This is a genomic window from Microbacterium testaceum StLB037, assembly GCF_000202635.1.
In the GTDB taxonomy this organism is placed as follows: Bacteria; Actinomycetota; Actinomycetes; order Actinomycetales; family Microbacteriaceae; genus Microbacterium; species Microbacterium testaceum_F.
This window is the reverse complement of record NC_015125.1, coordinates 1841853-1867768: the sequence shown is the minus strand read 5'-3', so window position 1 is coordinate 1867768 and position 25916 is coordinate 1841853. Positions and strand designations below refer to the sequence as shown.

The following is a 25916-nucleotide window of genomic DNA, read 5'->3' as shown; positions in this document are numbered from 1 at the left end:
CCGTCACGGCAGGATGACGACCTTGCCGCTCACTCCGCGTCCCGCCGCCTCGGCGTGCAGGGCGGGGAGCTCGGCGAGCGGGATGCGGCGCGTGACCTCGATGGTCAGCTCTCCGGCATCCACGAGAGCGACCAGTTCCGCCAGCTGCGCCCGATCGCTGCGGACGAAGACGGTGGAGCCGCGGACATCGCGCTCCGCATCGTCGGGGGTCGGCATCCAGGCCGTCGCGCTGACGACCCGTCCGCCGTCGCGTACGAGGGCGACAAGACCGGCGAACTCCTCCGGCTCGAGGGGGGCGAGGTTCAGCAGCACGTCGACCGGGGCGGTCACACCGTCGGTCAAGGCGGTGTCGGCGCGATCGATGATCTCGTCGGCCCCGGCCGCGTGGACCTTCTCGACGCTCCGGGCACTCGCCGTCGCGATCACGTGCGCACCTGCGCGGGCGGCGAGCGCGACCGCATAGGTGCCGACGACCCCTCCGGCGCCGACGATCAGCACGCGCTGACCGCGCTGGAGCTCGCCGTGCTCGAAGAGCGCCTGCCAGGCTGTGAGCGCGACCGACGGCAGGCCCGCGGCGTCGGTCAAGGGCACGGTGGTGGGAGCGGCGACCCACGCCTCGGCGGGGGCGACGACCTTCTCAGCGGCACCCCCGTTCTCGGTCATGGGCAGGAATCCGACCACCGCGTCACCGACGGCGAGATCGTCCACGCCCTCGCCGACCGCGTCGACGACACCCGAGACGTCGTATCCGGGAACGTGCGGGAGTCGGACGGGGAGCGGCAGGGTGCCCGCGCGCATGCCGTTGTCGGCGGCATTGAACGCGGATGCCGAGACCGCCACTCGCACCTGGCCCGGGGCGGGCGTCGGCTCGGCGATCTCCACGGTCTCGAGCACCTCGGGTCCGCCGGTGTGGGTGAACTGCACAGCCTTCATGATTCTCTCCTTCGGTTTTTGCTTCGAATTCGAAGCGGTATGCCGAACGTAGCACTGCTTTGAATTCGAAGCAAGCAATAGGATGGAGCCATGCCCGACATGCCCGCCCCGCTCTCCGCGGCGCAACTCGAGACGTACTTCGCCCTCACCGAGGTGGGGAGCCTGGTGCGCCACGCCGTCGAGAAGCAGTTACGCGACGCGGGCGACCTCAGCTACGTGCAGTTCCAGCTGCTCGCGCGCCTCGGCGACGCCGCTGAGGGAAGCCAGCGCATGACCGATCTCGCCGACGGCGTCGTGTACAGCCGCAGCGGACTGACGTATCAGGCGCAGCTGCTCGAGCAGCGCGGGCTCCTGTCCCGCGCGCCGTCGCCCGATGACGAGCGCAGCGTGGTCGTCACGATCACCACGGCGGGGCGCGACGTGCTGGCGGACGTCTTCCCCGGTCACATCGACACGGTGCGAGCCCTGCTGTTCGCCGAGCTCACCGACGACGAGGTCGAGACGCTGGGGGCGCTCCTCGCGAAAGTGCGCCGGCCCCTGCGGTCCGCCCCACCGCGGTCGGCGGGGCCGCGGCGGCGCCGCTGATCAGCGCGGGTTCGACGTCCGCGCGCGGAACCAGACCGTCAGCTCGCGCAGGGCGCGCGCCGTGATCGTGTCGTCGTCGGAGTAGAGGTCGTCGAACGAGTCACGGAAACCCTCGGGCGCCGCCTTCTGCGGAACGTTCAGGGTTTCGTACCCCATGGTCCAGTCGGCGAAGCGCCGCTCATCGATCTCCTCGTCGACGAGGACCCGCATGTCGCGGTGCCGCGGGTCGCGACGGATCCGGTCGACGAGCTCGCGGACGAGCGACTCCGGCCCTTCGAGCACCTGGAGGAATCGGTTCCCGCGGAAGAGCAGCATTCCCGACAGATCGCGCGCGAGATTCGCGGCGCGGCTCGACGAGAGGAGATCGGCGAGTTCTTTCGCGCCGAAGGCCGACACGGCCGTGCTGGAGTAGGTCATCGACCGGAGGGCTTCGGTCATCACCGCACCATCGATCCGGGGAGTTCGCGGTCGGTCCGGACCTGCTGCAAGACGATCTCCTCCTCCGACCGAACCGGCATACGGGTCTCGGTCGGCGCGGACGTGACGGCCGCCATCCCGGCGACGAGCGTGGGGAAGCGCCCGACCAGGCGGGAACGTCCGTTGTAGGCCAGGTAGCTGCCGTCGGCTTCGCGGTCGAGGTAGCCCAGGAAGACGCCGTTGCGGCTGCCCACGTGGAACCCCTCTTCGACGCGCGCCCACACCACGCCGGCGCCCGGGCGGTTCGTGTCCGTCATGTCGAAGCTCCTCTCCCACGGCGGATCCGCGGACTTTCGACCGTACCTATCCCGAGGAAGGGCGCACGCTCCTTGACAGCGACGCCCGAACCCGTCCGCTCTCAGACGAGCAGGGCGCGGATCTGCTCGGCGTCGTCGGTTCCGGATGCCTCGACGATCCGCCCGCGCTCGAGTCGGTACATCGCGAACGCGGCGATGTTGACCCGCCGACGCGTGGCCGGGACGTGCTGGAACGCTCCCGCCTGCATCCCCGACCCCCGCAGGTGCACCGCGAGACGGTCGTCTTCGACGATCAGCTGGATCCGCTTCCACCGCCAATCGGGGAAGGCGTGAAGGAGCTCGGCGGCCTCGGCGATCCACGCCTCCGCCCCGGCGGGACGGTGCGCGCGGCGCACCCCCGGGTCGAGGAAACCGCGGACGGCCTCGAGATCGTGGCGATTCTGGGCGTCGAGGAACTCGGCGAACCACTCGCGCGTCTCCCAGGCCTCCACCGCTCCATTATCCGGCGGGGCTGCCCAGCGGGACGCGCTGTCGGCGCCGGGACGGGCTGTCGGCGCGGGGCTGCCCGGCGGGAGCCCGCGCGCGTCAGTGACGCGCGCCGCCCAGGTCCGCCGCCAGCTGACGCGCCCCGCGGACGGCGATCGCGACGCTCGTCAGGGTCGGGTTCATCGTGTTGGCCGTCGGGATCAGGGCGTTGCCCCCGACGACGAGATTCTCGAAGCCCCACACGCGCGAGTACGGGTCGGCGACCGAGGTCGCGGCATCCGTCCCCGCCCGCATCGTGCCCATGAAGTGCAGGCTCGATCCGTTCGGGAGCAGGCGCGGCTCGGCGACGAAGGTCCCCAGGGCGTCGCCGGCGCGGCGGAGGCGCTCGGTCGCCTCGGCGATCTCCTTCTCCTCGCGGTCGGTGAGGGCGTACTCGATCGTGAAGTTGGGCAGGCCGCGATAGTCGAGCTCGTCATCGGAGAAGGTCACGCCGTCCTCGACGCGGGGGAACTTGCGGATGCCGAAGCCCATGTTCACGTATCCCCACCGGTTGCCGTGGGCGGGGTGGTCCGCAGCGAGAGGGAAGGGCGGGGTCTCGGCGTACATGATCTGCGCCGAGTACGGGTGCCCGGGCTCCGAGAACGGGATGCGGTTGACCGCGGCCACGGGATCGCTCGGGTTCGCGGCGCGACGGGCAAGCTCGGCCTCGAGCTCGCCGTCGGTGACGAGCGCCGACATGCGGTCCTCGTCGAGCGCGACCGTGCTGATGACCACCTGGTGCTCGGTCAGGTAGCGGCCGAGCGGGGCGGGACGGATGCCGGAGGCCCAGAGCAACTGCGGGGAACGGAACGCGTCCGCGGCGACGACGACGGCATCCGCAGCGACGAACGACTCCTCTCCCGTCCGCAGGTCCTCGACGACCAGACCGCGCACGCGTGCACCGTCGTGGTCGATGCGGCGGACGAGCGTGAGGTCGCGGAGCTCGAAGCGCGCAGCGGTGTCGGTCCCGGGTTCGATGAGGGGCCCCAGCACGGTGTCGGCGCCGGCCCAGCGGATCGATCCGTCGGGCTGCGGGTCTCCGGCGACGGGGAGAGTGCTCACGCCGTAGCCCTCGGGCAGCTCGGCGCCGAACTCGCGGTCGAGGAGGGTACGGATGGCGGCGCCGACCGGGGAATCCGAGAAGGCGGCGCTCTGCTTGTGCAGGAGGTCTTCGGCGGTGGAGATCAGGTCCTCCCACTCGTCGTCGTCGATGAAGTCGAGCCTCTCGCTGAAGGCCGGACGCGGGATGGCGCAGGTCCAGTGCGCCCCCTGGCCGCCGACGTTGGTCGCGGCGGCCGCGGCGGGGAAGGTGGGCGCGTGCGCGGAGCCCTCGCCGCCGAAGTCGTAGAGATGGGTGCCCTGCCGCGCGGTGAACATGCCCTCGACGACGGTTCCGCCGGGGATGCCGAGCGACTCCCGGTGGGTGCCGGCCTGCGGCCCCTGGGAACGTTCACGGGCCCGGGCCTTCTCGTCGGCATCGGCGATGTTGCGCACGCTCTCGCCGGGGCGCTCGGTGATCTGCGGGCCGGCCTCGAACATGATCACGCGGGCGGTGGGCAGCGTCTCCAGCAGCACGCGGGCGTAGGCGGAGCCGATCGGTCCGCTGCCGACGACGGCGATGGTGGGGGTGTCGGACATTTCTCTCCTTCGAGATCAGGCGTGCTGGGGTCGGGCGTCGGACGAAACCGGGGTGGGCGCCTCGTCGGAGAGCCGACCGGCGGGGAGGAGGAGGGCGATGACCACGCCGCAGGCGTAGACGGCCGCGAGGCCGAGGAACACGGGGGCGAAGACGTCGTGGTAGACGACGGCGATCTCCTCGCGCACGCTCTCGGAGGTGGCCCGGGCCACCGCGGGCGTGAGGGTGTTGGCATCCAGCCCCGCGGGAAGGCTCGACGCGACCCCGAAGCCCACCACGCCGCCGACGATCGCGGTCCCCACGGCCGAGCCGATCTGGCGCACGAGGTTCGTGGTCGCGGTGACCGCGCCGAGGTCGGAGCGGGCGGCGGCGCTCTGGACGACGGCGAAGATGAGGTTCGTGAACGACCCCGTGCCGATGCCCACGACGGCCATGACGGCCATGGGCACCCACAACGGCGTCCCGACCGGCAGAGCCGCCATGGCCGTGAGCCCGGCAGCGCCGAGGGCCGTACCGATCACCGGGTAGGCGCGATAGCGTCCCGAACGGCTCACGAGCCACCCGGTGAGCAGGCTGCTGACGAGCATGCCGAGCACGGTCGCGATGGGCACGAGTCCGGACACGGTCGCGGTCGTCCGGAACGCCATCTGGATGTAGGTCGGCACGTAGGCCACGATCGCGAACAGCCCCGCGCCGACGACGAGCGAGAGGCCGAGACACACGAGGATCGTGCGGTGGCGCAGGATCCTCGGCGGGAGGATCGGCTCGGCCGCCCGCCGCTCGATGACGACGAGAGCCGGGATGCCGATGACCACGGCGGTGGCGCAGAGGATCGCCGCGGGACGCAGGGCGTCGTCGCCGATCCAGGTCACGGCGAGCACGAGGGCGACGAGCGTGCCGGTGAAGGCGATCGATCCGGGGATGTCGAAGCGGGGATGAGCGCCGCCCGGCAGCCGCGGGATCGCGACGAGCGCGAGGGCGAGGGCGACGAGCCCCACCGGGAGGTTGATCCAGAACACCCACGACCAGCCCCAGAAGTCGGTGATGAGACCGCCGACCACGGGTCCGACGACGATCGCGACGGGGAACGCCGCGCCGATGATCGCCATGTAGCGCGGGCGCTGACGGGGGCTGGTCACGCGGGCGATGATCGTCTGCGACATGAGCTGGAGTCCCGCCGAGCCGAGGCCCTGCAGGACGCGCGCGGCGATGAGCCAGCCGAGGTCGGGCGCGAAGCCGCACGCGAGCGAGGCGACGAGGAAGAGCACGAGCGAGACGAGGAACACGCGGCGGGGGCCGACGACGTCGCCGAGCTTGCCGAGGACGGGCAGCATCACGGTGGCGGCGAGGGTGTAGCCGACCATGATCCAGCTCATGTGCTCGAGCGCGCCGAGGTCGCCGGCAATCGTGGCGAGCGAGGTCGAGACGACGGTGTGGTCGAGGGCGCCGAGGAACGACACCGTGAGGAGGGATGCGACGAGGATGCGCAGGCGCGCCGGAGAGAGGGTCATGCGTGGGGCGCCCGTACGACCGGGCGATCGACGCGACCGGATGTGCCGCTCCGGCTCCCTCACCGGGCGAACGGACCCGAGGGGCCCCGACGTCAGGTCCAGCATACCCGACTTATGTCGATTTTCAACATTAGGGCCGCACGGCGTTCGAGAGGACCGTCGCCGCTCCGGACAGCGTCTGTCCGCCGTCGACGGTGATCTCGGCGCCCGACAGGTAGGCGGCGCCATCCGACAGCAGGAACACCACCGTGCTCGCCACCTCGGCGGCTTGTCCCCCGCGCCCGAGCGGAACGATCGCCTCGTTCGCGGTGCGGAACGCCGGCGGGGCGCTCTCGGTCATCGCCGTGTGGATGTAGCCCGGGTGCACGAGATTGACCCGGATGCCACGGGGCCCGAGCTCCGTGACGCAGGCGTGCGTGAGGCCGCGGAGCGCCCACTTGCTCGCGGTGTACGCCGCCGTGTAGTGCCCGGTGAGTCCCGCGACGGAGCCGATGTTGACGATGGAGGACCCGGCATCCATCAACGGGAGGAGGGCCTGGATGCCGAGCATCGCCCCCGTGACGTTGACCGCGAGGACGCGATCCCAGTCGGCGCGCTCCAGTTGCCCGATGCGCGCGCGATGCGTGACGCCCGCGTTGTTGACGAGCCCGCGGACCGGGCGCCCCTCGAGAGAGGCGGCGAGCGCGCGCCAGTCGTCCTCGGACGCGACGTCGAGGCGCCGGTACCGCACCGAGCCGGGCAGCGCGTCCGCGCGCGCCAGGAGATCGGGAGCCGATGCCGCCAGATCGCCCGCCACCACGTCGGCCCCCTGCGCGGCGAGCATCAGCGCCTCTTCGGCCCCCTGACCGTTCGCCGCCCCCGTGACGACGAAGAGCCGGCCGGCGAAGCTCATCGCTCGAAGGATCGGGTCCGGGGCCGCACCCGCGCGCGCGGCACAGGCGGCGCGGCGACGCGCTCGCCCACGACGTTGACGATCTCGCCGACGCCCTCGATCACCAGACGCACCTCGTCGCCGGGTTCGAGCGGGAGCGGGTCGAGACCGCCGCGGCGCCCCCACAGTTCGCCGAGGCAGCCGCCGTTGCCGACGGTGCCCGAGCCGAGCACGTCGCCCGGCACGACCACCGAGTTGCGCGCCGCGTAGGCCACGAGCTCGGGGAACGGCCAGCCCATGTTCGACACGAGGTCGTGGCCGATCAGCTCGCCGTTGATGAAGAGCTCCGCGCGCACGGCGAGGAAACCCTCGGCGTCGAGGAACGGCTCGAGCTCGTCGGCCGTGACGATCCACGGTCCGAGCGTCATCGCGAAGTCCTTGCCCTTCGCCGGCCCCAGCCGCACCTTCATCTCGCGCGACTGCAGGTCGCGGGCCGACCAGTCGTTCATCACGGTGTAGCCGAAGATGTGGGATGCCGCGGTCTCGGCATCCACGTTCTCTCCGTCGGAGCCGGGCACCGCACCGATGACCGCGGCGAGCTCGAGCTCGACGTCGAGGCGCTGCGTCTCGGGGATCGCAACGACCTCTCCCGTCGCGCGCACCGTGTGCGGGTTGGTGAAGTAGAACGTCGGTGCCTCGTACCATTCGGGCACGACCTCGCTCTTGCCGTCGACCGAGGCGCTCACGCCCTCGACGTGCTCCTCGAACGCGACGAAGTCGCGGATCGACGCGGGCACGAGCGGGGCGAGCAGGCGCACCTCGGCGAGAGGTCTCGCCGCTGCGACGTCCCGCCGGTCGAAAAGCGACGCGGCCGCCGACAGCCCCTGCGCGAGCACTTCCGCCACCCGCAGCCCGTCCGGGAACGGCACGACGAGGTCGCCGTCGACGAACCCCTCGCCCACGTCGGCGCCGTCGGCCCAGCGCGCGATCCTCACGCGTGCACCCGGGTGCGCAGCAGCTCCGCGGCGTTCCCGCCCAGGATGCCGGAGACCTCGGCATCCTGAAGTCCCGCGCCCCGCACGAAGGCGACCGGGTCGTCGAGCCCCATGTCGAACGGGAAGTCGCTGCCGAGCAGCACCCGATCGGCACCCGCGGCCTCGACGAGCCACCGGAGGGCCCGCTCGTCGTGCACGACGGTGTCGAACCACAGCTTCGAGAGGTAGGTCGACGGCGCGTGGGCGCAGCCGCGCGCCTCGGGGCGCACCCTCCAGGCGCGGTCGGAGCGCCCGATCGCGGTCGGCAGGTAGCCTCCGCCGTGCGCGGCGATCAGGCGGAGCCCCGGATGCCGATCCAGCACGCCCGAGAAGATGAGGTGCGACAGCGCGACGGCGTTCTCGGTGGGCTGCCCGACCGTGTTGGAGAGGTAGAACCGGTCGAGGCGCTCGTCGAGCGAGCAGCCGAAGGGGTGCAGGAAGACCACGGCGCGAAGCTCCGCCGCGCGCGCCCAGAACGACTCGAGGCGCTCGTCGCTGAGTTCGACGTCGCCCGCGAACGACGAGATCTCGACCCCCGCGAGACCGCGGCCGAGCACGGCGTCGTCGAGGGCGTCGACGACGAGGTGCGGGTGCTGCAGGGGCACCACGCCGAGACCGACGAGCCGGTCGGGGGCCAGGGCGACGTGCTCGGCGATGAGCCGGTTGGCCTCACCGCTCGCCCAGGTCGCCAGGCCCTCATTGGCCCACGGGTAGAAGTGGTTCGGCGACGGGCTGACCCACTGCCGGTCGACGCCCTGCTCGTCCATCGCCGCCAAGCGCGCGCGCACGTCGGTCAGACGCGGGAAGCGCTCGCCGATCATCCGGCCCGAGGCCTGCAGGCTCGCGAGGCCGTTGCGGCGCAGCTCGAGATCGGCCGCGGCCTGCACCTCGTCGGGGACGCGGCGCTCGACCTCGGCGTGGAGCCCCGGCATGAGGAGGTGGGCGTGGACGTCGGTGACGTCCTGCCCCTCGGTCGAGGTCATGCGCGGGCCGCCGTCAGCTGGGCCACACCGAACATCAGGCCACCCATGTCGGCGTCGCGGACGCCGTCGAGCTGCCACTGGCCGAGCTGGACGGAGGCGTCGACGATCGCCTTCGCGCGCGCCACGCGGCGCTCGTGGAACGCGTCCCAGAGCGCCTGGTCGACGGCATCCCGCTCCACGAGGAGCTCGCTCAGGACCGCCGCGTCCTCGAGGCCCTGGGCTGCGCCCTGGGCGATCGTGGGCGGGCAGCTGTGGGCGGCGTCGCCGATGACGACCGCCCGGCCGCGGTTCCACGGGGCCTCGACGAGGTGGCGCGTGAACCAGGTGTAGTTGGCGTCGGCGCCGGCCTCGATGTCGGCGCGGATGTGGTTCCACGGGCCGTCGTAGGCGCGCGACTGCTCGACCATGATGCGGCGCGCCTCCTCGGGCGAGACGTTCGAGCGGTCCTGCGCGGCCTCGACGAGGAAGGCGTACATCGTGTCGTCGCCGGTGGGCGTGTAGCCGGCGATGTACATCGGGCCGCCGTAGTAGAGCTCGCTGCGGTCGACCTCGGGCGGCAGCGACACGAAGGTGCGCCAGATACCCATGCCGGTCTGTTCGGGAGAGACGTGGATGCCGATCATCTCGCGCACGGCGGAGTGCAGTCCGTCCGCTCCGACGAGCAGGTCGAACGTGCCCGCCGGCTCCCCGTCGACCTCGACGGCGACGCCGTCGGTCCGGGCGACGCCGGCGACGCCGTCGGTCCGGGCGACACCCGCGACGCCGTCGTCGGTCTGCGAGACGCCGGTCACGCGCGTGCCGAAGTGCACGCGGGCACCGTGGTGTTCCGCGGCCGCCAGGAGGATGCGGGCGAGGTCGGGGCGTGACATGCCCATCGTGGAGGGGTAGTCGGGGCCGCCGGTCTTCAGGTCGGGGAGAGCCGCGACCACCGGGGCGCCGGGACCGGGAGCGCGCAGGTTGAGCCCCTCGAAGGCCTTGCCCGCGGCGGCGATCTCGTCCCAGACGCCGAGCTCGTCGAAGACCCGCAGCGCGTTGCCCTGCAGGGTGATGCCCGAGCCGCGCGTGGACAGCGCGGGCTGAGCGTCGTAGAGATCGACCTCGACGCCTGCCTTGGCGAGGAAGATGGCGGTGGCCAGGCCCGCGACGCCGGCTCCGGCGATCGCGACTTTCTGAACGGCGGTCATGTCAGAACCTCTCTGTTCTGGGACGGGTGAAGGAATTACAGCAGAGCGACGGGGTTCACCGGCGACCCGACGGCCCCGGTGATCGGGAGCGGCGGAGCCGAGAGCAGGAACTCCCAGCGGCCCGCGGCGGCGCAGTGTTCGGCGAGCGCATCGAGGTTCCACATCTCGCCGATCGTCAGACCCATGTTGGGGATGACGACCTGGTGCAGGGGCTGGAAGGCCGGCACGTCGAACTCGTTCGGCCGCACCTCGAAACCCCACGTGTCGGTCGCGATCGCGGCGATCTCGGTGCGGTGGAGCCACCCGGCGGTCGTGAGCGACAGACCGGGAGCCGGACCGCCGGCGTAGTCGCCCCACCCGTCGCGGTGCGCGCGGGTGTAGTGGCCGGTGCGGACGAGCACGATGTCGCCGCGCCCGATCTCGACGCCCTCGGCGGCAGCGCACGCCTCGAGGTCGGCGACGGTGATCGCGTGGCCGTCGGCGAGCTCACCGCTCTCGGGTGCGAGGTGCCGGCCGAGGTCGAGCAGCACGCCGCGCGAGACGATGACGGATGCCGCGTGCTCGATGCCGGTGACGAGGTCGCCGTCGCTCGTGACGACGTCGCCCGCGCGCCGGCCGTTCCACGCGAAGCCGTGGTCGAAGATGTGGCCGAGGCCGTCCCACTGCGTCGAGCACTGCAGGGGCATCGCGATGACGTCGTCGGCGCCGCCGATACCGTGCGGGAAGCCCTGGTTGCCGCGCTCGGCATCCGTCCCCGTGTCGGTCATCGTGTGGACGGGGTTGGTCCGCCGGCGCCAGCCCTTCTGCGGGCCGTCGGTGTCGAAGCGCTGCGAGAGCGAGATCGAGACGCCGTCGCGCACGAGGGCCGCGGCCTGACGGCGCTTGTCGGCGTCGATGAAGTTGAGGGTGCCGAGCACGTCGTCGTCGCCCCAGCGTCCCCAGTTGCGGAACGCCTCGGCCCGCGCGGCGATCTCCGCCTCGGGGTTCTGCCGGTCGAGATCGGCGGGGTCCTCCGACGGCGCCGGTCCCCGAGCCGCGTCGGGCCCCTGAGCTCGTCGAAGGGGCCCCTGAGCCTGTCGAAGGGGTCCCTGCACCGCAGCGTCGGGTCCCTGAGCTCGTCGAAGGGTCACGACCCCGCCTCCCCCACGCACCGCACGACCTGCGTCCCGAGCGCGCCGATGGTCCCCGTCATGACGTCCCCGTCGCGCAGGAACCTCTTCCAGTGCTGCCCGTTGCCGGCGGGGCTGCCGGTGAGCAGCAGGTCGCCGGGGAGCAGGGGGTGGGTCTGGGATGCCGCCGAGATGAGCGCCGGCACGTCGAACAGGAGGTCGGAGGTGTTGGCATCCTGCATCACCTGTCCGTTCAGTTCGAGGCGCACCGACGTGTCGGCCGGATCGACGAAGCGCGCGGGCACGAGCAGGGGGCCGGTCGGCAGGAACCCGGGGGCGTTCTTCGCCCGGTACCAGTCGGTGCCGATCTCTTTCATGTCCTTGCGGAAGACCAGGTCGCGCGTGGTGATGTCGTTGACCATCGTGTAACCGGCGACGTGGTCGAGGGCGTCCTCCCGCGAGACGCGGAACGCCTCGCGACCGATCACGACGGCGAGCTCGAGCTCCCAGTCGTGCACCTCGCTGTAGGCGGGGAGCACGAGGGGCACGTCGTCGCCAACGACGCACGCCGTCAGCCCGATGAAGAAGTACGGCTCGCCGCTGCGCGCGCGCTCGTCCATCATGTCGGCGGCGAAGGCACGCGCTTCTTCGGGCGTGCGGTCGGTGTTCTGCGTGAGACCCGCGGCCACCAGCTCGATGACGTGCTGACGGTAGTTGGCGCCGGTCTGCAGAACCTGCCGCGGTTCGACGGGGGCCGTGAGAGTGACGTCGGAGAGCGGATGCCACTCCCCCGACGCGTCATCCTGTGCCGAGATCAGGGCTTCGAGGCGATCCCAGTCGGGGGCGGCGAGGAAGGCGTTCAGACCGCCCCCGAGCTCGTCGGCGGTCAGCGCACGGATGCGCTCGCCGGCCACGAGGCCGACGCGAACGGCATCCCCGTCACGGAAACGGGCGAGAGCGTAGGGGGCGGTCATGACGTCAGCCCCGGCCCTGCTGGGCGTAGGGGTTGAGCAGCGCGTCCTTGATCTCGTCGGGCACGCCCTCTTCGGTGGCGCTGGGGCCGTCGGCGGGCGGGAACGACTCGGTCATCGACATCGGCATGGCGCCGTTGCGGTACATGTTGTTCGAGCCGAGCGAGGGCTTCCAGGTGTTGGCCTCCCAGTCGGGCACGTAGTTGCGGTACCCGCCGGTGTTCAGCTCGATGCGCAGCGTGGAGGGCTCGCGGTAGTAGAGGAAGGTCTGCTCGCCGATGCCGTGGATGTTGGGGCCGTACTCGATCGGCACCCCGTTCTCCATGAGGGTGTCGGCGGCGATGAGCAGCTCTTCGCGGGTGTCGACCCAGAAGGCGTAGTGGTTGATGCGGCCGGCGCGGCTCGAGCCATCGAGGACGACGCCGAGGTCATGCGACTTCTCGTTGGTGGTGAGCACCGAGAACACCGAGATGGGCGCCTCGTCGAGCACGGTGCGCGCCATGAAGCGGAAGCCGAGCGTGTCGACGTACCACTGCACGAACGAATCCACGTCCTTGGTCGCAACAGTGACGTGGTCGAGCTGGCGCGGGGCGCCGGCGACGCCGCTGCGCTTCTCGGGCCGGTCGGGGAAGATCGAGGCGGTGTGCGGCTCGGCGCGCTGACGCTCGACGTCCCAGTGCAGGGTCATGTTGTGGCCCTGCGGTCCGGTGAAGCGGAACGCGCGGCCGATGCCGCGCCCCTCGAACCACTCGCCCTCGATGCCGGCGGCCTGCACGCGCTTCGCGGCCTCTTCGAGCGCCTCGGCCGACGAGGTGCGCCAGGCCATGGTCTCCATCCCCGGCTCGTCGCCCTTGACGACGATGACGGAGTACGCGTAGTAGTCGCCCCAGCAACGCAGGTAGACACGGCCGTCTTCGCGGGCGACCTCGGTCAGGCCCACCTGGTTGACGTAGAAGTCCACCGAGGCCTCGACATCAGGAGTCGTGATCGCGACGAACGACAGATGAGAGAGAAGCTTGATCATCTTCGATCCTTTCGGTGAATCGGGTCGTTCCGACTCTTCTTCCACTATCCGACCGAAGTCGGTATCAGGGAATCCGATTCTGTGGATGCCGGGCATCGGCGTGACTTATCTGCCCGGCGCTCGCGCCGGTGAGCGCGGTGGGGCGAGCGCGATGCGGTGACCGCGGGCCCAGGCTTCGCTCGTCCCACTTTTGACGGTGGATGTCCCACATCTGGCCGGTTGAGGAGCCTGCAACCGGCCATAAGTGGGACATGGTCCGGCGGGAGCGGCGTGTCCGGAAGAGCGGCGTATCCGGATGAGCGGCTTAGTCGGAAGAAGGTGCGATGACCGCGTCATCCGCCGACAGGTCTGCGAGATCGGTCAGCGCTGCGCCCGACTCGACGGCCTCCAGCACCCGTCGCAGCGCGAGGCGCTCGGGCGATTCCCGCCGAACGGGACGGATGCGGCGGCCTTCCTCGTCGTCGAACGCCACCTCGGCGAGCGGCGACGCCGAGTCCACGCGCACCTCGAGACGGCGCGGTCCCAGCGCGGTGGCGACCAGCGCGCCGCCCACGCCGCCGCCGATCGCGCGGGTCACGCTCGCGCCGACGCCGTCCGGACCACGCAGGGCCAGGGTCGTGGCCGTCGCCGTGTCGGCGCGATCGACGACGCTCAGCGGGCCGCCGGCCAGGACCCGCGCCCACCCGAGCGCGTCGCGGAGGAGGGCCGTGGCATCCGTTCGCCCTCCCCAGGCGTCGACCACGACGTGCCGGGCGGCGACGGGCTCCGCACCTGCGTCAGCGACGACGTCGGGACGCAGGCGTCGACGCACGACGGCGACCGGAACGCCGATCGCCCCGAGCTCCGCGTGGGTCTCGGCGGGCGCCGGGTCGGGCTCGTCCACGACGAACGCCGCCGCGTCGACCAGACGCTCCCACCAGGCGCCCCGGCCCTCGACCACCCGGATCGCCCCGGCACCGCGGCCGAGCCGGACCAGCGGCGCGAGCTCGGCCACCGCCGCCCGGTAGGCGGCGAGGTCGGTCCGCACCTCGCGCGCACTCATCGCGCCGCCCCCTCGCGCATGGCGTCTTCGCGCGCAGCCCCCTTGCGCTCGGCGTCGGCGCGCGCGACGCCCTCGCGCTCGGCCCGCTCCCCCGCGGCCCCCGCGGCCCCCGCCCGCACCGCCTCGGCGGCGCCGTCGGCGATCGCCGTCACGAACGCCGCATCCGCTCGTAGTTCGTCGTACTCCATCGCGGCCTCCCCGCGCAGCAGCGCCGCGAGCGCCCGCCACTCCACCTCGTACCCATTGCGGCGGTCGATCGGGTAGACCGTCTGCACCCCCTGCGCATCGCGCACCGTCGTGCGCGCCCCGCCCACGTGCACGAAGGGAGGCGGGAACTCGACGTCGACGCGGGCGCCGGCGGTGGCGACGCTCACCCGCCAGAGCGAGTCCGCGCCCTCGGGCAGCATCACGGTCGTGAACCGCACGAGGGCACCGTTCGCGCGCAGCGCGAGATCGAAGCCGACCGGCGGCACGGGCCGCGCCCAGAGCACCTCGGGGACGCCCGGCACGAGGTCGCGGACGAGCGGAAGATCGTGGACGCCGAGCCCGGCGACGAGTTGACGCACGATCGCGGCGCTCTGCTCGGGATCGTCGAGGTCGAGCGGAGGGCGCTTCGGGGGTGGCGCCGCCGGAAGCGGCTCGCCCATCGTGAGCGCGTGATAGCGATCGTTGGGCGAGAGGCACAGCGTGACGGTGACCGCCGAGATACGTCCGTCGAGGGCGCTCAGGTGATGCGTGGCCCGCACCCACGCCGGGTCGAAGAGATGGTTCGTGCCCACGACCAGCAGCGCACCGACCGCCGCGCACTCCGAGACGAGGCGGTCGGCGTCTTCGGCACTGTCGGCGAGCGGCTTCTCGCAGAAGATGGCCCGTCGACCCGCGGCGAGCGCGGCGCGCACGTGTTCCGCGTGCCGGGAAGGCGGGCTGCAGACGGCGACGACGTCGACCTCGGGGTCGGCGAGGAGCTCGTCGATCCCCTCCGAGGCACGGGCGCCGAAGCGTTCCGCGATCGCCGCCGCCCGCCCGCTCCCCGCGTCGCTGACGTGCACGAGGCGGAAGTCGCCTCCGGTTCGCGCGAGCGTCGGTGCGTGCAGCGCCGCCACGCCGGGTCCCGATCCGATGATGCCCACGCCCCACGTCATGTCGGCCCCCTCGCCTACTTCGGCGCGATTAACGCAGAAGTTGATACTTCTCGAACTATAGATGACGGGATTCGGGGAGGCGAGAGCCCCTCTTATGTGAAGATCAACCCATGGCCAACGTGTCCACCCTCCGCTTCGGCGCCCAGACCGACGAGGTCACGAGCCTCCTGCGCATCGTCAACATGGTCCGCCTCGGCGAAGCCGTCACCCGTCCCGAGATCGGTCGCGTCACGGGCCTCGGCCGCGGAGTCGTCGCCCAGCGCGTCGACCGTGCCGTCGAGATGGGCTTCCTCGAGGATGCCGAGTACGCCCCCTCCTCCGGCGGACGCGCCCCGCGCACCCTGCGGTTCCGCGCCGAACGCGGTCGCATCGTCGTGTGCGCCCTCGGCGGCCTGCACATCCACGTCGGCGTCACCGACCTCGACGGAGAGATCCTCGACGAGGCCCATCGCGTGTGGGACATCGCCCGCGGCCCCGACGAGACGCTGGCCACCGCGACGGCGATGGTCGACGAGCTGCTCGCCGCGGGTGACGGCACTCCGGTGTGGGCGATCGTCGTCGGCCTCCCCGGCCCGGTCGACTTCGAGACGGGACGCCCCGTCGCTCCGCCGATCATGCCCGGGTGGAACGGCTTCGACGTCCGCGGTGCGTTCGAGACGCGCTACGACGCCCCCGTCTGGGTCGACAACGACGTGAACCTCCTCGCCGCGGGCGAGCGCGCCCGCCGTCGCGACGAGGGCGTCGACCTCATCTACTGCAAGGTCGGCACGGGCATCGGCGCGGGGCTCGTCTCGCACGGACGACTGCACCGCGGCGCGAACGGGGCGGCGGGCGACATGGGCCACGTGCGCGTCCCGGGCGCGGAGCAGGTGTGCCGCTGCGGCAAGATCGGCTGCCTCGAAGCCGTCGCGGGAGGATGGGCGCTCGTGCGCGACGCCCGCGCCGCGATCGAGGCCGGCGCCACGGGGTCTCTCGCCGACAGCGTGGCCGCCGGAGACGACCTCAGCCTCGAGAGAATCACCCTCGCCGCCTCGAGAGGCGACGCTCTGGCCGTCTCGCTCGTCCAGGCCTCGGCCCGTCAGGTCGGCGAGGCCATCGCCGCCCTGGTCAACATGTTCAACCCGAGCGTCATCGTCATCGGCGGCGCCGTCGCGTCGACGGGCGAGCTGTTCCTCGCCGAAGTGCGCCACCGCGTCTACGAGCTCTCCCTGCCCCTGGCCACGCGCGACCTCTCGATCAAGACGAGCGAGAACGACACGCGCGAGCCCGTCCGCGGCGGCGTCGACCTCGCGCTCGAGCAGCTGTTCGAGGTGAGTCTGCCGCGCTGGTTCGCCGAGGGACGCCCGACGGTGGCGGCCGTGCACGGCGTCGCGAACTGACTTCTTCCGCATTTCGACTTTAGTAGGTAGGTTGTAAGCGGAAGCGCGCCGTCGGGTGCGCTGTGACACGAGGACGTGCCCGCGATGACCCTTTCCGCTCTGCGCGACGATGCCCTGCGCGTCGCCGACGACGTGACCGAGGTCCGCCTCTCGCTCCCCTGGATCCGCTCGCTTCCCCTCGCCAGCCTGATCGAACCTCTCGTCAACCTCGACGGCGAGCCGCACGAGCCGTCGATCGTCCTCGGAGAGCGGCGCATCGCCCCCGCAGACCTCGGCGCCGAGGACGCCTGGTGGTATCTCCAAGATCGCGTCGTGCTGGAGATCCCGGATGCCACCACCCCCGGCATCCACGAGGTGTCGGTGTCGTTCCGTCTCGAGATCCCGTATCTGCCCGGCGGCCCGGATGCCCCGCTGCGCCTGCCGTTCTCGGTCACCCGCACGCTCGAGACGCGCGCCGCCGCTGCGAGCGTGTCGCGGGACGTGGGAGAAGCCGCATGAGCCTCCCCGACGGCTGGACCCTGACCGCCAGCGCCTTCAACCTCACGCCCGCGGTGATCCGCGCCGAGCGCACCGCTCCCGACCTGGCCCTCACGCTGGTCGAACAGGGCATCGCACCGGCGATCGAGATCGAGCTGGGCCAGATGTGGCGCGGGTTCCCCTCCCCTCCGGCCGTCGACGTACAGGCGTTCCGCGACCGGCTCACGGCCGCGGGCGGACGCGTCAGCATCGTCGGTGTCTCCATCGACGAGTTCGACCACGGGAGGCGGAGAACGGATGCCGAGCGCCGAGCGTTCCTCGAACCTCAGCTGCGCACGGCGGCCTGGGCGGGAGCCGCGGGGGTCCGTCTGCCGATCGGCCAGGCCGGGGCACTGCTCGACGAGCTCGTGCCGCTGCTCGAAGAACTCGACCTCGTCCTCTACGAGGAGGCGCAGGGCCACGAGACACCCGCCGCCCGTCCGGAGGCCTACGGGCGCATCGCCGCGCTCGACACCCCGCACGTGCGCCTGCTGCTCGACATCAGCATGCTCATGCCGGCACTGCCGGTGACTTACCTCGAACGGCTCGAGCGCGGCGGCATCCGTCCCGACCTTCTCCGTCGCCTGCGCGACGAGTGGCGCGATCCCGCGACCCACGACGCGGTCGTCGACCTGCTGCGATCGGGGCAGGTGCCCGGCCCCGTGCACACGCTCTACATGAACCTGCTCGTGCGCTTCGGCCGATCGCACGTGCACGACCTGGCATCCGTCCTCCCCCTCCTCGGTGGGGTGCACCTGAAGTTCTGGGACCTGGACGACGCCGACCACCGGATTTCCGACCCCCTTCGCGACGTGGGCGCCGCCCTCGCCGCGACGGGCTTCACCGGCACGCTCTGCAGCGAGTGGGGCGGCCAGGAGTGGCTCGACGACGACCCGTGGGAGATGACGTCACGTCATCTCGCTCTGGCCGGCGCTCTCCTCTCCGACCGTCCCTCATCCGCACCTTCTCCGAGAGCGAGCACACCATGACCGACCGACCCATCAAGTGGAGCTACATGGACCACTGGCGGGCCCAGGGCCCCGCCGGGCCCTACGACCAGTGGCAGTCGCGCCTGGCGATGAAGCGCTTCCTGCAGCAGGTCGCCGCCGTCGGGTTCGATGCGATCGACACCTTCGACTTCCGCATCTGGCAGATCCTCGAGCAGTACGGGTCCGTCGCGAACTACCAGGAGTTCGTGCAGGAGCAGGGCCTCGAGCGCATCGTCAACACCTTCCACGGCGTCTACTACTCCCCCGACCGCTATGCGCCCGAGGTTCCCGCGACGCACGGCACGATCCTCGAGGACTTCCAGCGGACGCTGGACATGTGGTCGGGCATCCAGCTGGACAACATCATCGTCATGCCCGGCTCCCGGTACTTCGACGAGGCGGGCGTGCCCGACGACGGCCTCAAGCACGCGGCCGACATCTGGGGCAAGGTCGGCGAGCTCACCCAGCAGCACGGCGTGAACCTCACCTGCCACCACGAGTTCTACGCCGGCATCCGCACGCGCGATCAGATCGGCCGGTTCTACTCCTACGCCGACCCGCGGTACGTGAAGTTCTTCGTCGACACCGCTCAGCACTGCATCGCCGACGTCGACCCCGTCGACGTGTACGAAGCGCACCACGAGCGCGTGACCGGATTCCACTTCAAAGACACCCGGCACAAGGACGTCAACGACGACTACCGGATGTTCCCCGACGCCGAGGTGTCGGCCAAGACGACCGAGAAGTGGTTCTACGAGATGGGCACCGACGAGGGGCTCGTCGACTTCGAGGCGATGATGCGCTCCGTCCGCGACCACGGCTACACCGGCTGGATCAGCGTCGAGCACGACAAGGCCGACAAGCTCGGCGGCGACTACGCCGAGAGCACGGCGATCGCCCGGTGGTACGCGAAGAACGTCCTGGACGGCATCTACGCCGAGGAGGTCGCGCGATGAGCGACGTGCGCTGGGCCTACGCCATCAACCAGTGGGACACGAACATCGACTCGTTCGTCCGCACGCGCGAGCACGAACGCGCCTTCAAAACCGTGTCGATCAGCGGCTTCTCGGGAGTGGAACTCACCGCCGAGAGCTTCGGCGCGTGGGAGCCGCTCGGCACCCCGCAGCAGCTCGCCGACCTGTACGGCTCGGTCGAGAAGTTCGGGGAGTTCCTGACCTCATGCGCGATCGAGGCCGTGAGCAGCTACGTGTACGACCCCTCCGTCGGCTTCGAGGTCGAGATGGGCCGCGGGCCCGACCCGCTCGACCCCGCCTCCGTCGAGCAGATCGTGCGCACCGCGCGGTGGTTCGCGGATGCCATCCGCCGACTGGGCGGGAGCGTGCTGGTCGTGCGCGCGGCGCCGTCGGCGTGGCAGACGGGGGCGCTCTCCGACGAGCAGATCGGCGTGCTGGCGAACCTGTGGAACGCCGTCGGCGCGGCCATCGCCGAGGACGGCATCGCCCTGGGCCTGCACGTCGACTTCCTCTCCGCGCTGCGGCTGGGTGACGGCATCCACCGTCTGCTGGCGGCGACGGATGCCGACACCGTGGGCCTCGCGATCGACACCGCCGAGCTCGCGATCGCGGGGATCGACCCCGTGGCGCTGTATCGGCAGCACGCCGATCGGGTCGTGCACGTCCAGCTGAAGGACGCGCGCGAGACGGTCGACGACGCCGAGGCGACGACGCCGCACGCGGAGCAGTTCATCCGCACGGAGGGCGGCTCGCGGAAGATCCTCCGCTGGTTCTCCGAGCCGAGCGACGAGCGCGGGCTGGTCGACTTCGAGGGCTTCGTCGGCGCGCTGGCCGAGCACGGCTACCGCGGCTGGATCGTGGTCGAGTCCGACCAGAGCCCGCACCCCGCCGAGAGCACGATGGTCGCGGGGTGGTACGTGCAGAAGGTGCTGCGGCCGATCCTCGAGGGGGCGCGGGTTCCGGCCTGATCGACGGTCTTCTGGAGGGGCGGTGGCCGTGCGGCCGCCGCCCCTCTGCTGTGCCCGTCACCAGAACAGGGGATGCCACGAGGACAGGGCGATCCGTCCCGAGACGTCCTGCTCCGGTGACATCCCCCTGTTCTCGTCGCCGCGCGCCCACCCCGGCCCGGCGCGTGAGGGGCGGTCGCGGCGCCTGTGCACCTGACTCGGTACCACACGCGCCGAGAACGCGCCGCCCCCTCGGTGGCCCCTCGACCTACGTGGAACCGTGGGGGGCATGGCATCCCCCCTCGCCCTCCTTCGTGACGACTCGCTCTCGCTCCTGGTCCGCGGTTACGGCTTCGGCGCGCACCTGTGGCGCCGGGCCGACCGCGGCGCCCGTGCGGTGCCGTTCCGCCTGCTCGGGCGCGAGGCGCTGTTCGTCCGCGGCGAAGAGGGCGTGCGGCTCTTCTACGACGAGTCGCTGACCCGCCGCCACGGGGCCATGCCCGCCTTCATCCAGGAGTCGCTCTTCGGCCACGGCTCGGTGCACAGCCTCGACGGCGCCGAGCACCGGCACCGCAAGGCGACCTTCGTCGATGTGCTGTACGACGACGCCGAGGTGCAGCGTCTGCTCCCCGAGCTCGACCGGCAGTGGCGAGGCGAGCTCGACGCGTGGGTCGCGGGCGGGGAGCGCTCGGCGTACGACGCCGCCGTCGGAGCGCTGGGCCGGGCGATCATGCGGTGGGCGGGCATTCCGGGAACCGCGGCCGCGCAGACGCGGTGGGCGAGGCGGCAGGCGCAGATCGTCGACGGGTTCGGCGTGCCGTACTCGCCCGAGTTCGCGCTCGCCCTGCTCAACCGCCGGTGGTCGGATCGCCATGCCGCGGAGCTCATCGACGCCGTCCGTGAGGGCACGCTCGACCCCGCCGAGGGCACCGCGCTGCACGCGTGGGCGCACCACCGCGACCAGGGCGGCGCGTTGCTCCCGGCGAAGCGCGCGGGGATCGAGCTGCAGAACAGCTTCCGTCCGATGATCGCCGTCTCTCGTTTCGTCGCCTTCGCCGCGAAGGAGCTGCACGACCGACCGGAGTGGCGCGAGCGCATCGCCGTCGAGACGGCCGAGCGCGGATCGCTCGTGGGCGGCGAACTCGCGACGATGTTCGCGCAGGAGATCCGCCGCACCGCCCCCTTCGTGCCGATGCTGCCGGCGTGGGCGAAGACCGACGTCGAGCTGGACGGAGAGCGGGTGGCGGCGGGCGGACGAGTGGTCCTGGACATCCTCGGCACCGACACCGATGCGCGCGAGTGGGAGCGACCGTCGACATTCGACCCCGAGCGCTTCCGCGGCGTCGACGACTACGAGGCGCTGCACGCCTTCGTCCCCCACGGCGGCGGCGACGTGCCGACCGGTCACCGCTGCCCCGGCGAGAAGCTCGCGATCGCCGGGCTCGCGGCATCCATCGCCGTCCTCAGCGGCCCGCGTCTGCGCATCTCGGGCCGCGGACTCGAGGTGAACAGGCGCCGGATGCCGACCAAGCCGCGCTCCGGCGGGCGGGTGCGCCGCGCGGACGCGCCGTCGGGCTGCCCGTTCCACCGGGGCTGACGGTCCGCGCGAGAACAGGCGATCCACCCGGAACAGGGCAATTCACCTCGCGCGCAGCCTGCTCCGGCGCAATCCCCTGTTCTCGTGACGCGGATGCCGCGGACTCAGCGCGCGGAACGCACCCAGCGCCGCCACTCGGGCTGGGGCGCGTATCCGCGAGCCGCCCACGCGGACGCGCCGAGGTCGTTGCCCTCGAGCACCATGGCGTCGAAGCGTCCGGCGCCCAGCGCGCGAAGACGAGCTTCTGCCGCATCGAGCAGGAGCCGGGCGATCCCCTGTCGGCGGTGGTCGGGGTGCACGGCGAGGCGGTAGAGGTGGGCGCGCCACCCGTCCCAGCCGGCGATGACGGTGCCGACGATCCGGCCCTCGGCGCGGACGACGAGCACCGCGTCGGGGTCACGACGGAGCAGTGCCTCGACGGCCGGGGCGGAGTCGCTCGGTCGCGCGTCGTTCTCGCCCGCGATCGCCCAGAACGCCAGCAGCGCGTCGATGTCGGCGAGGGTCGCCGTCTCGACCACTGGCGCGTATGACTGCCCGGTCACCGGTCGTACACCTCTCGACGGTGCGCGGCCCGGACGACGGTGACGAGCAGGTCGCCGTCGAAGACGTCGTAGATCACCCGGTAGTCGCCGACACGGATACGCCAGGCGGTCTGCTCTCCGACGAGCTTCTTCGCCGCGGGAGGGTGAGGGTCCTCTCGCAAGCCGCTGATCGCCTCGACGACTCGGTCACGAGCGGGTCGCGGCAGCTTCCTCACCTGACGGGCCGCCGCGGAGGTGAGTTCGACCCGATAGCTCACGACGAGAGGTCGCCGCGCAGCTCATCGAGCGTCACACGCACGCCGTCATCGTCGTTCTTCGCCTGACGGTAGGCGGCCACGTCCTGCGCCATCTCGAACTCTTCGAGGGCTTCGACGTCGGCGACGCTCACGACCACCGCCGCCAGCTTGCCGTTGCGGGTCACCCCGATACGCTCGCCCGCGTACATCGCCCGACCCAGAACGTCGGACAGCTGACTCCGGAGCTCGCGCGTGGAGAGTTCGGTCGTGACGGTGTCCATGGCGCAAGTGTAGCAACTGGCGCTGTTGTGTACACAGATGAACCCGACTCCGTCGTCGAGCGTCAGGGACACCCGGACCCGGGTACGGGCGCTTCCGGGTGTTGTGGACACTCGATGGAGCGGACGTCGGGCAGACAAGCGGCGTCAGCGCGGCTGCAGCCCCGCGGCGCGGTAGATCGCGTCGACCACGCGCATGGTGCCGACGCCTCGGCGGGCGTCGAGGACGCTCTCCGCCCCGCCGGAAAGCACATCGCGCAGGTGCTCGAGCTGTCGCGCGTAGCTGTTTTCCCCCGGCTCCGCCGCGACGGAGCGGAGGACCTCGCCGCCGGACGACGTCACGGTCAGCGTCCCTCCCCACTGCGGCACGATCACGCTCGTCGCGAGAAGCGAAGCGGCCGTACCGTCGACGCGCACCCACATCGCGCCCTGGTCGTCACCGAGGAACGAAGCCCGCAGGAGGGCCGGGATGCCACCGGGGAGACGCAACTCCGTGTCGGTCTGCAGGTCGATCCGGGGATCCGCGTCGTAGGTCTGCGCCGTCGCCATGACGACCTCGGGCTCGCCGAAGGCCGCGCGCAGCAGGTCGACGGCGTAGCAGCCGACGTCCATCACGGCTCCGCCCGCGAGGTCGCCGTCGAGGCGGATGTTGCCCGGCTGCACGACGAAGTGGGGGATGCTGAAGTCGATCTCGACCAGCTTCACCTCGCCGAGCACGCCCGAGGCGATCGTCTCGAGGAGCTCGCGGATGAAGCCGTGCCGGCGGAAGTGGAACCCGACGAAGGCGCGTCGGCCCGCGGCATCCGCGGCATCCGCGATCTGCTCGGCGGTCGTCCCGTTGGCCGACAGCGGTTTCTCGCACAGCACGTGCTTGCCCGCCGCGAGCGCCCGGACGGCCCACTCGGCATGCACGATCGGCGGCAGCGCGAGGTACACGAGGTCGACCCGCGGGTCCGACAGCACGGCGCGGTAGTCGCCCCACGCGGGCAGATCGAGGCGTTCGGCGAACGCGCGCGCCCGCTCGGGGTCGCGTGCCCCGATCGCCACGACCTCGACCCCGTCGACGCCGCGCGCGGGCTCGACCATCGCGCGCTCCGCGATGCCGCCCGCGCCGAGGATTCCGATTCCGATCATGCCCGTCCCCCCCCCTCACTGATAAACGCCGTTCCTCGCCATAAACGCCGCCACACCGCGTTTCTCGCGAGGAAGAGCGTTTATCGCGGGGGTACGAACCCGCACGCCGACGCGCCGGGGCACGCACCCGCGCGCGCCGACGCGCCGGGGCGCGGCTCACCCCTCGCCGTTGTAGTACGGCCAGGGGTTGATGCGGCGGTCGCCGCGGCGGTCGGGGCCGGTCAGTGAGACCTCGCCCGTCGCCGCCCACTCCACGCCGCGCGGGAACATGCGGATGAACTCGATGCGGCGGAACGTGTCGATGTCGTGACCGATCGTGATGGTGAACGACCGGCCGGCGCCGTACTCGTTGATCCACGCTAGAGGCTGCTCGGTGTTGATGCCCGGCAGGTCGGCGATGCCGCCCTCAGGAATGTCGACCGGGTAGTGCGACATCGGCCACACGGGTGCCTTCTCGTACGCCTCGAGGTCGTCGAACGTCGTCAGCAGCACTCGGGCGCCCTCGTACATCTGCACGCCGACGAGGATGTCGTCGCCGGTGACGGTCCAGGTGGCATTGATGCCCTCGGTGATCGGATGCCGCGGCTCGGTCGTGTGCAACTGCGCCTCGCCCCACGGGCGGGGGCGCAGGCCCGTCTCCCACGCGCTGAGCTTGGCTCCGCGCATGACGTTGTACTCCTCGGGGTAGCCCCAGCGGTCCTCTTGCGCAGCGGAGCCGTGGAACCAGACGATCCCCTTGCCTTCGTCGTGCACGAAGCGCAGGATCGCGGCATCCGTCTCCTCGCCGAAGCCGGTCGCCATGTCGTGGTAGCCGTCGCGTCCCTCGAAGATGACGATGAGCACGTCGTACTTGTCGATCACGCTCGCCGGCAGCCCCCGCGGGTCTTCGACGACGCGCACCTTGAAGCGTCCGGTGTCCTCCAGCAGCGTCGTGATCCACTGGTTGTGCAGGCGGAAGCTGCGGTGGGCGTTGTCGTGCTCGATGGTCATGTGCCCCGAGAGGATGAGCACGTTCAGAACGTCGGTCATGCCTCAGCCCTTCTGCGAGAACGCGGCGTCGAACAACTGGTGCGGCGGAGTGATCTCGCCGAGCTTGCGGACGAACGCGAGCGCCTCGGGTCCGCCGACGAGGCGGTCCATGCCGGCGTCCTCCCACTCCACGCTCGTGGGGCCGTCGTAGCCGATCGCGTTCAGCGCGCGGAAGAGCGGCTCCCACGGCACATCGCCGTGACCGGTCGAGACGAACGTCCACCCGCGACGCGGGTTGTCCCACGACAGGTGCGAGCCGAGCACGCCGTTGCGGCCGTCGAGGTTGGTCGTCGACTCCTTGCAGTGCACGTGGAAGATGTGGTCGGCGAAGTCGAGCACGAACGCGACCGAGTCCAGCTGCTGCCACACGAAGTGCGAGGGGTCGAAGTTGAAGCCGAAGCTCTTCCGGTGGCCGATGGCATCCAGCGTCTTCTTCGCCGTCCAATAGTCGTAGGCGATCTCGGACGGGTGCACCTCGAGCGCGAAGCGCACGCCGACCTCCTCGAACACATCGAGGATCGGATGCCACCGGGCGGCGAAGTCCGCATAGCCTCGCTCGATCATGGCGTCGGAGGCCGGCGGGAACATCGCGACGTACTTCCAGATGCTCGACCCGGTGAAGCCCGTGACCGTCTTCACCCCGAGCTTCGCGGCGAAGCGCGCCGTGTTCTTGAGGTCCTCCGCCGCGCGCTGCCGCACGCCCTCGGCATCCCCGTCTCCCCAGACGCGCGGCGGCACGATGTCGTGGTGCCGCTCGTCGATGGGGTCGTCGCACACGGCCTGGCCCACGAGGTGGTTGGAGATCGTCCAGACCTTCAGGCCGTTCTTCTCGAGGATGTCGCGGCGCGACTGGACGTAGTCGGCGTCGTCCCACCGCGAGACATCGATGTGGTCGCCCCAGCAGGCGATCTCGAGGCCGTCGTAGCCCCACTCTCCGGCGAGACGGGCGACCTCTTCGAATGGCAGGTCGGCCCACTGGCCGGTGAAGAGGGTGATCGGGCGGGCCATGAT

The 25916-nt window shown here is 71.4% G+C and carries 28 protein-coding genes; 7 read left to right on the top strand and 21 right to left on the bottom strand.

Annotated features, from left to right (window positions below; all coding sequences use genetic code 11):
* Window positions 1–3 precede the first annotated feature (3 nt).
* Window positions 4–933, bottom strand: coding sequence for an NADP-dependent oxidoreductase (locus tag MTES_RS08555; RefSeq protein ID WP_013584845.1), 930 nt, complete (start codon window positions 931–933; stop codon window positions 4–6).
* 90 nt (window positions 934–1023) lie between these two features.
* On the opposite strand from MTES_RS08555, the gene MTES_RS08550 reads away from it, so the two are divergent.
* Window positions 1024–1518: a MarR family winged helix-turn-helix transcriptional regulator gene (locus MTES_RS08550; RefSeq protein WP_013584844.1), complete on the top strand. Its 495-nt coding sequence runs from the start codon at window positions 1024–1026 to the stop codon at window positions 1516–1518.
* Here the strand turns inward: MTES_RS08550 and MTES_RS08545 are convergent, their stop codons facing one another.
* The 14 genes from MTES_RS08545 to MTES_RS08480 all read right to left on the bottom strand — a co-directional run bounded on the left by MTES_RS08545 (window position 1519) and on the right by MTES_RS08480 (window position 15284).
* The gene (locus MTES_RS08545; protein ID WP_013584843.1) at window positions 1519–1956 is read right to left on the bottom strand and encodes a BLUF domain-containing protein; all 438 of its coding nucleotides are present in this window, start codon (window positions 1954–1956) and stop codon (window positions 1519–1521) included. It abuts the gene before it with no gap.
* Window positions 1956–2252, bottom strand: a complete 297-nt coding sequence (locus MTES_RS08540; RefSeq protein ID WP_013584842.1) for a hypothetical protein — start codon at window positions 2250–2252, stop codon at window positions 1956–1958. The genes MTES_RS08545 and MTES_RS08540 overlap by 1 nt, the downstream gene beginning before the upstream one ends.
* 101 nt (window positions 2253–2353) lie before the next feature.
* Complete coding sequence (locus tag MTES_RS08535; RefSeq protein WP_013584841.1) at window positions 2354–2743, bottom strand: ester cyclase; 390 nt, start codon at window positions 2741–2743, stop codon at window positions 2354–2356.
* Window positions 2744–2837: 94 nt separating this feature from the next.
* Window positions 2838–4415, bottom strand: a complete 1578-nt coding sequence (locus MTES_RS08530) for a GMC oxidoreductase (protein ID WP_013584840.1) — start codon at window positions 4413–4415, stop codon at window positions 2838–2840.
* Between the two features lie 15 nt (window positions 4416–4430).
* A complete protein-coding gene (locus MTES_RS08525; RefSeq protein ID WP_013584839.1) occupies window positions 4431–5924 on the bottom strand; it encodes an MDR family MFS transporter in 1494 nt (497 codons plus the stop codon).
* Window positions 5925–6054: 130 nt separating this feature from the next.
* The gene (locus tag MTES_RS08520; RefSeq protein ID WP_013584838.1) at window positions 6055–6816 is read right to left on the bottom strand and encodes an SDR family NAD(P)-dependent oxidoreductase; all 762 of its coding nucleotides are present in this window, start codon (window positions 6814–6816) and stop codon (window positions 6055–6057) included.
* Window positions 6813–7790 carry a fumarylacetoacetate hydrolase family protein gene (locus MTES_RS08515; RefSeq protein WP_013584837.1) on the bottom strand — a complete coding sequence of 326 codons (978 nt, stop codon included), beginning with the start codon at window positions 7788–7790 and terminating at the stop codon, window positions 6813–6815. Before MTES_RS08515 ends, MTES_RS08520 begins: the two co-directional genes overlap by 4 nt.
* Complete coding sequence (locus MTES_RS08510) at window positions 7787–8812, bottom strand: amidohydrolase family protein (RefSeq protein WP_013584836.1); 1026 nt, start codon at window positions 8810–8812, stop codon at window positions 7787–7789. The genes MTES_RS08515 and MTES_RS08510 overlap by 4 nt, the downstream gene beginning before the upstream one ends.
* Window positions 8809–9996, bottom strand: a complete 1188-nt coding sequence (locus MTES_RS08505) for an FAD-dependent monooxygenase (RefSeq protein ID WP_013584835.1) — start codon at window positions 9994–9996, stop codon at window positions 8809–8811. The genes MTES_RS08510 and MTES_RS08505 overlap by 4 nt, the downstream gene beginning before the upstream one ends.
* Before the next feature lie 35 nt (window positions 9997–10031).
* Window positions 10032–10967: a cyclase family protein gene (locus MTES_RS08500; protein ID WP_043362476.1), complete on the bottom strand. Its 936-nt coding sequence runs from the start codon at window positions 10965–10967 to the stop codon at window positions 10032–10034.
* 155 nt (window positions 10968–11122) lie between these two features.
* Window positions 11123–12079, bottom strand: a complete 957-nt coding sequence (locus tag MTES_RS08495; protein ID WP_013584833.1) for a fumarylacetoacetate hydrolase family protein — start codon at window positions 12077–12079, stop codon at window positions 11123–11125.
* 4 nt (window positions 12080–12083) lie between these two features.
* On the bottom strand, window positions 12084–13100 hold the full coding sequence (locus tag MTES_RS08490; RefSeq protein ID WP_013584832.1) for a VOC family protein: 1017 nt from the start codon (window positions 13098–13100) through the stop codon (window positions 12084–12086).
* Between the two features lie 304 nt (window positions 13101–13404).
* Window positions 13405–14142 carry a hypothetical protein gene (locus MTES_RS08485; RefSeq protein ID WP_013584831.1) on the bottom strand — a complete coding sequence of 246 codons (738 nt, stop codon included), beginning with the start codon at window positions 14140–14142 and terminating at the stop codon, window positions 13405–13407.
* Window positions 14139–15284, bottom strand: a complete 1146-nt coding sequence (locus MTES_RS08480) for a Gfo/Idh/MocA family protein (RefSeq protein WP_013584830.1) — start codon at window positions 15282–15284, stop codon at window positions 14139–14141. Before MTES_RS08480 ends, MTES_RS08485 begins: the two co-directional genes overlap by 4 nt.
* A 110-nt stretch (window positions 15285–15394) precedes the next feature.
* Between MTES_RS08480 and MTES_RS08475 the strand changes: the two genes are divergently transcribed.
* The 6 genes from MTES_RS08475 (at window position 15395) to MTES_RS08450 (ending at window position 21686) form a co-directional block, all read left to right on the top strand.
* Entirely contained in the window at window positions 15395–16663 is a 1269-nt protein-coding gene (locus MTES_RS08475) for an ROK family protein (protein WP_013584829.1), read from the top strand.
* A gap of 84 nt (window positions 16664–16747) precedes the next feature.
* Complete coding sequence (locus tag MTES_RS08470) at window positions 16748–17161, top strand: hypothetical protein (protein ID WP_043361240.1); 414 nt, start codon at window positions 16748–16750, stop codon at window positions 17159–17161.
* Window positions 17158–18168, top strand: a complete 1011-nt coding sequence (locus MTES_RS08465) for a restriction endonuclease subunit R (RefSeq protein ID WP_013584827.1) — start codon at window positions 17158–17160, stop codon at window positions 18166–18168. Before MTES_RS08470 ends, MTES_RS08465 begins: the two co-directional genes overlap by 4 nt.
* The gene (locus MTES_RS08460; protein WP_013584826.1) at window positions 18165–19124 is read left to right on the top strand and encodes a sugar phosphate isomerase/epimerase family protein; all 960 of its coding nucleotides are present in this window, start codon (window positions 18165–18167) and stop codon (window positions 19122–19124) included. Before MTES_RS08465 ends, MTES_RS08460 begins: the two co-directional genes overlap by 4 nt.
* A complete protein-coding gene (locus MTES_RS08455) occupies window positions 19121–20110 on the top strand; it encodes a sugar phosphate isomerase/epimerase family protein (RefSeq protein WP_013584825.1) in 990 nt (329 codons plus the stop codon). The genes MTES_RS08460 and MTES_RS08455 overlap by 4 nt, the downstream gene beginning before the upstream one ends.
* 268 nt (window positions 20111–20378) lie before the next feature.
* Window positions 20379–21686: a cytochrome P450 gene (locus MTES_RS08450; RefSeq protein WP_043361238.1), complete on the top strand. Its 1308-nt coding sequence runs from the start codon at window positions 20379–20381 to the stop codon at window positions 21684–21686.
* Window positions 21687–21790: 104 nt separating this feature from the next.
* On the opposite strand, the gene MTES_RS08445 is transcribed toward MTES_RS08450, so the two are convergent.
* The 6 genes from MTES_RS08445 to MTES_RS08420 form a co-directional block, all read right to left on the bottom strand.
* Window positions 21791–22228, bottom strand: a complete 438-nt coding sequence (locus MTES_RS08445) for a GNAT family N-acetyltransferase (protein ID WP_013584823.1) — start codon at window positions 22226–22228, stop codon at window positions 21791–21793.
* Window positions 22225–22485 (bottom strand): type II toxin-antitoxin system RelE family toxin, encoded by a 261-nt coding sequence (locus tag MTES_RS08440; RefSeq protein ID WP_013584822.1) that lies wholly within the window; start codon window positions 22483–22485, stop codon window positions 22225–22227. Before MTES_RS08440 ends, MTES_RS08445 begins: the two co-directional genes overlap by 4 nt.
* The gene (locus tag MTES_RS08435; protein ID WP_043361233.1) at window positions 22482–22745 is read right to left on the bottom strand and encodes a type II toxin-antitoxin system prevent-host-death family antitoxin; all 264 of its coding nucleotides are present in this window, start codon (window positions 22743–22745) and stop codon (window positions 22482–22484) included. Before MTES_RS08435 ends, MTES_RS08440 begins: the two co-directional genes overlap by 4 nt.
* Before the next feature lie 144 nt (window positions 22746–22889).
* Window positions 22890–23876: a Gfo/Idh/MocA family protein gene (locus tag MTES_RS08430; RefSeq protein ID WP_013584820.1), complete on the bottom strand. Its 987-nt coding sequence runs from the start codon at window positions 23874–23876 to the stop codon at window positions 22890–22892.
* A 156-nt stretch (window positions 23877–24032) separates the two neighbouring features.
* The gene (locus MTES_RS08425) at window positions 24033–24905 is read right to left on the bottom strand and encodes a ThuA domain-containing protein (protein ID WP_013584819.1); all 873 of its coding nucleotides are present in this window, start codon (window positions 24903–24905) and stop codon (window positions 24033–24035) included.
* A 3-nt stretch (window positions 24906–24908) separates the two neighbouring features.
* On the bottom strand, window positions 24909–25913 hold the full coding sequence (locus MTES_RS08420) for a sugar phosphate isomerase/epimerase family protein (protein WP_013584818.1): 1005 nt from the start codon (window positions 25911–25913) through the stop codon (window positions 24909–24911).
* Window positions 25914–25916: the final 3 nt, after the last annotated feature.

What these genes read in the sequence shown, in the direction of transcription:
- MTES_RS08425 (WP_013584819.1), bottom strand. Translation starts at nt 24,905, where the DNA reads ATGACCGACGTTCTGAACGTGCTCATCCTCTCGGGGCACATGACCATC.
- MTES_RS08435 (WP_043361233.1), bottom strand. Translation starts at nt 22,745, where the DNA reads ATGGACACCGTCACGACCGAACTCTCCACGCGCGAGCTCCGGAGTCAG.
- MTES_RS08420 (WP_013584818.1), bottom strand. Translation starts at nt 25,913, where the DNA reads ATGGCCCGCCCGATCACCCTCTTCACCGGCCAGTGGGCCGACCTGCCA.
- MTES_RS08545 (WP_013584843.1), bottom strand. Translation starts at nt 1,956, where the DNA reads ATGACCGAAGCCCTCCGGTCGATGACCTACTCCAGCACGGCCGTGTCG.
- MTES_RS08540 (WP_013584842.1), bottom strand. Translation starts at nt 2,252, where the DNA reads ATGACGGACACGAACCGCCCGGGCGCCGGCGTGGTGTGGGCGCGCGTC.
- MTES_RS08430 (WP_013584820.1), bottom strand. Translation starts at nt 23,876, where the DNA reads ATGATCGGAATCGGAATCCTCGGCGCGGGCGGCATCGCGGAGCGCGCG.
- MTES_RS08505 (WP_013584835.1), bottom strand. Translation starts at nt 9,996, where the DNA reads ATGACCGCCGTTCAGAAAGTCGCGATCGCCGGAGCCGGCGTCGCGGGC.
- MTES_RS08510 (WP_013584836.1), bottom strand. Translation starts at nt 8,812, where the DNA reads ATGACCTCGACCGAGGGGCAGGACGTCACCGACGTCCACGCCCACCTC.
- MTES_RS08480 (WP_013584830.1), bottom strand. Translation starts at nt 15,284, where the DNA reads ATGACGTGGGGCGTGGGCATCATCGGATCGGGACCCGGCGTGGCGGCG.
- MTES_RS08465 (WP_013584827.1), top strand. Translation starts at nt 17,158, where the DNA reads ATGAGCCTCCCCGACGGCTGGACCCTGACCGCCAGCGCCTTCAACCTC.
- MTES_RS08520 (WP_013584838.1), bottom strand. Translation starts at nt 6,816, where the DNA reads ATGAGCTTCGCCGGCCGGCTCTTCGTCGTCACGGGGGCGGCGAACGGT.
- MTES_RS08530 (WP_013584840.1), bottom strand. Translation starts at nt 4,415, where the DNA reads ATGTCCGACACCCCCACCATCGCCGTCGTCGGCAGCGGACCGATCGGC.
- MTES_RS08495 (WP_013584833.1), bottom strand. Translation starts at nt 12,079, where the DNA reads ATGACCGCCCCCTACGCTCTCGCCCGTTTCCGTGACGGGGATGCCGTT.
- MTES_RS08475 (WP_013584829.1), top strand. Translation starts at nt 15,395, where the DNA reads ATGGCCAACGTGTCCACCCTCCGCTTCGGCGCCCAGACCGACGAGGTC.
- MTES_RS08550 (WP_013584844.1), top strand. Translation starts at nt 1,024, where the DNA reads ATGCCCGACATGCCCGCCCCGCTCTCCGCGGCGCAACTCGAGACGTAC.
- MTES_RS08525 (WP_013584839.1), bottom strand. Translation starts at nt 5,924, where the DNA reads ATGACCCTCTCTCCGGCGCGCCTGCGCATCCTCGTCGCATCCCTCCTC.
- MTES_RS08455 (WP_013584825.1), top strand. Translation starts at nt 19,121, where the DNA reads ATGAGCGACGTGCGCTGGGCCTACGCCATCAACCAGTGGGACACGAAC.
- MTES_RS08450 (WP_043361238.1), top strand. Translation starts at nt 20,379, where the DNA reads ATGGCATCCCCCCTCGCCCTCCTTCGTGACGACTCGCTCTCGCTCCTG.
- MTES_RS08490 (WP_013584832.1), bottom strand. Translation starts at nt 13,100, where the DNA reads ATGATCAAGCTTCTCTCTCATCTGTCGTTCGTCGCGATCACGACTCCT.
- MTES_RS08460 (WP_013584826.1), top strand. Translation starts at nt 18,165, where the DNA reads ATGACCGACCGACCCATCAAGTGGAGCTACATGGACCACTGGCGGGCC.
- MTES_RS08470 (WP_043361240.1), top strand. Translation starts at nt 16,748, where the DNA reads ATGACCCTTTCCGCTCTGCGCGACGATGCCCTGCGCGTCGCCGACGAC.
- MTES_RS08485 (WP_013584831.1), bottom strand. Translation starts at nt 14,142, where the DNA reads ATGAGTGCGCGCGAGGTGCGGACCGACCTCGCCGCCTACCGGGCGGCG.
- MTES_RS08555 (WP_013584845.1), bottom strand. Translation starts at nt 933, where the DNA reads ATGAAGGCTGTGCAGTTCACCCACACCGGCGGACCCGAGGTGCTCGAG.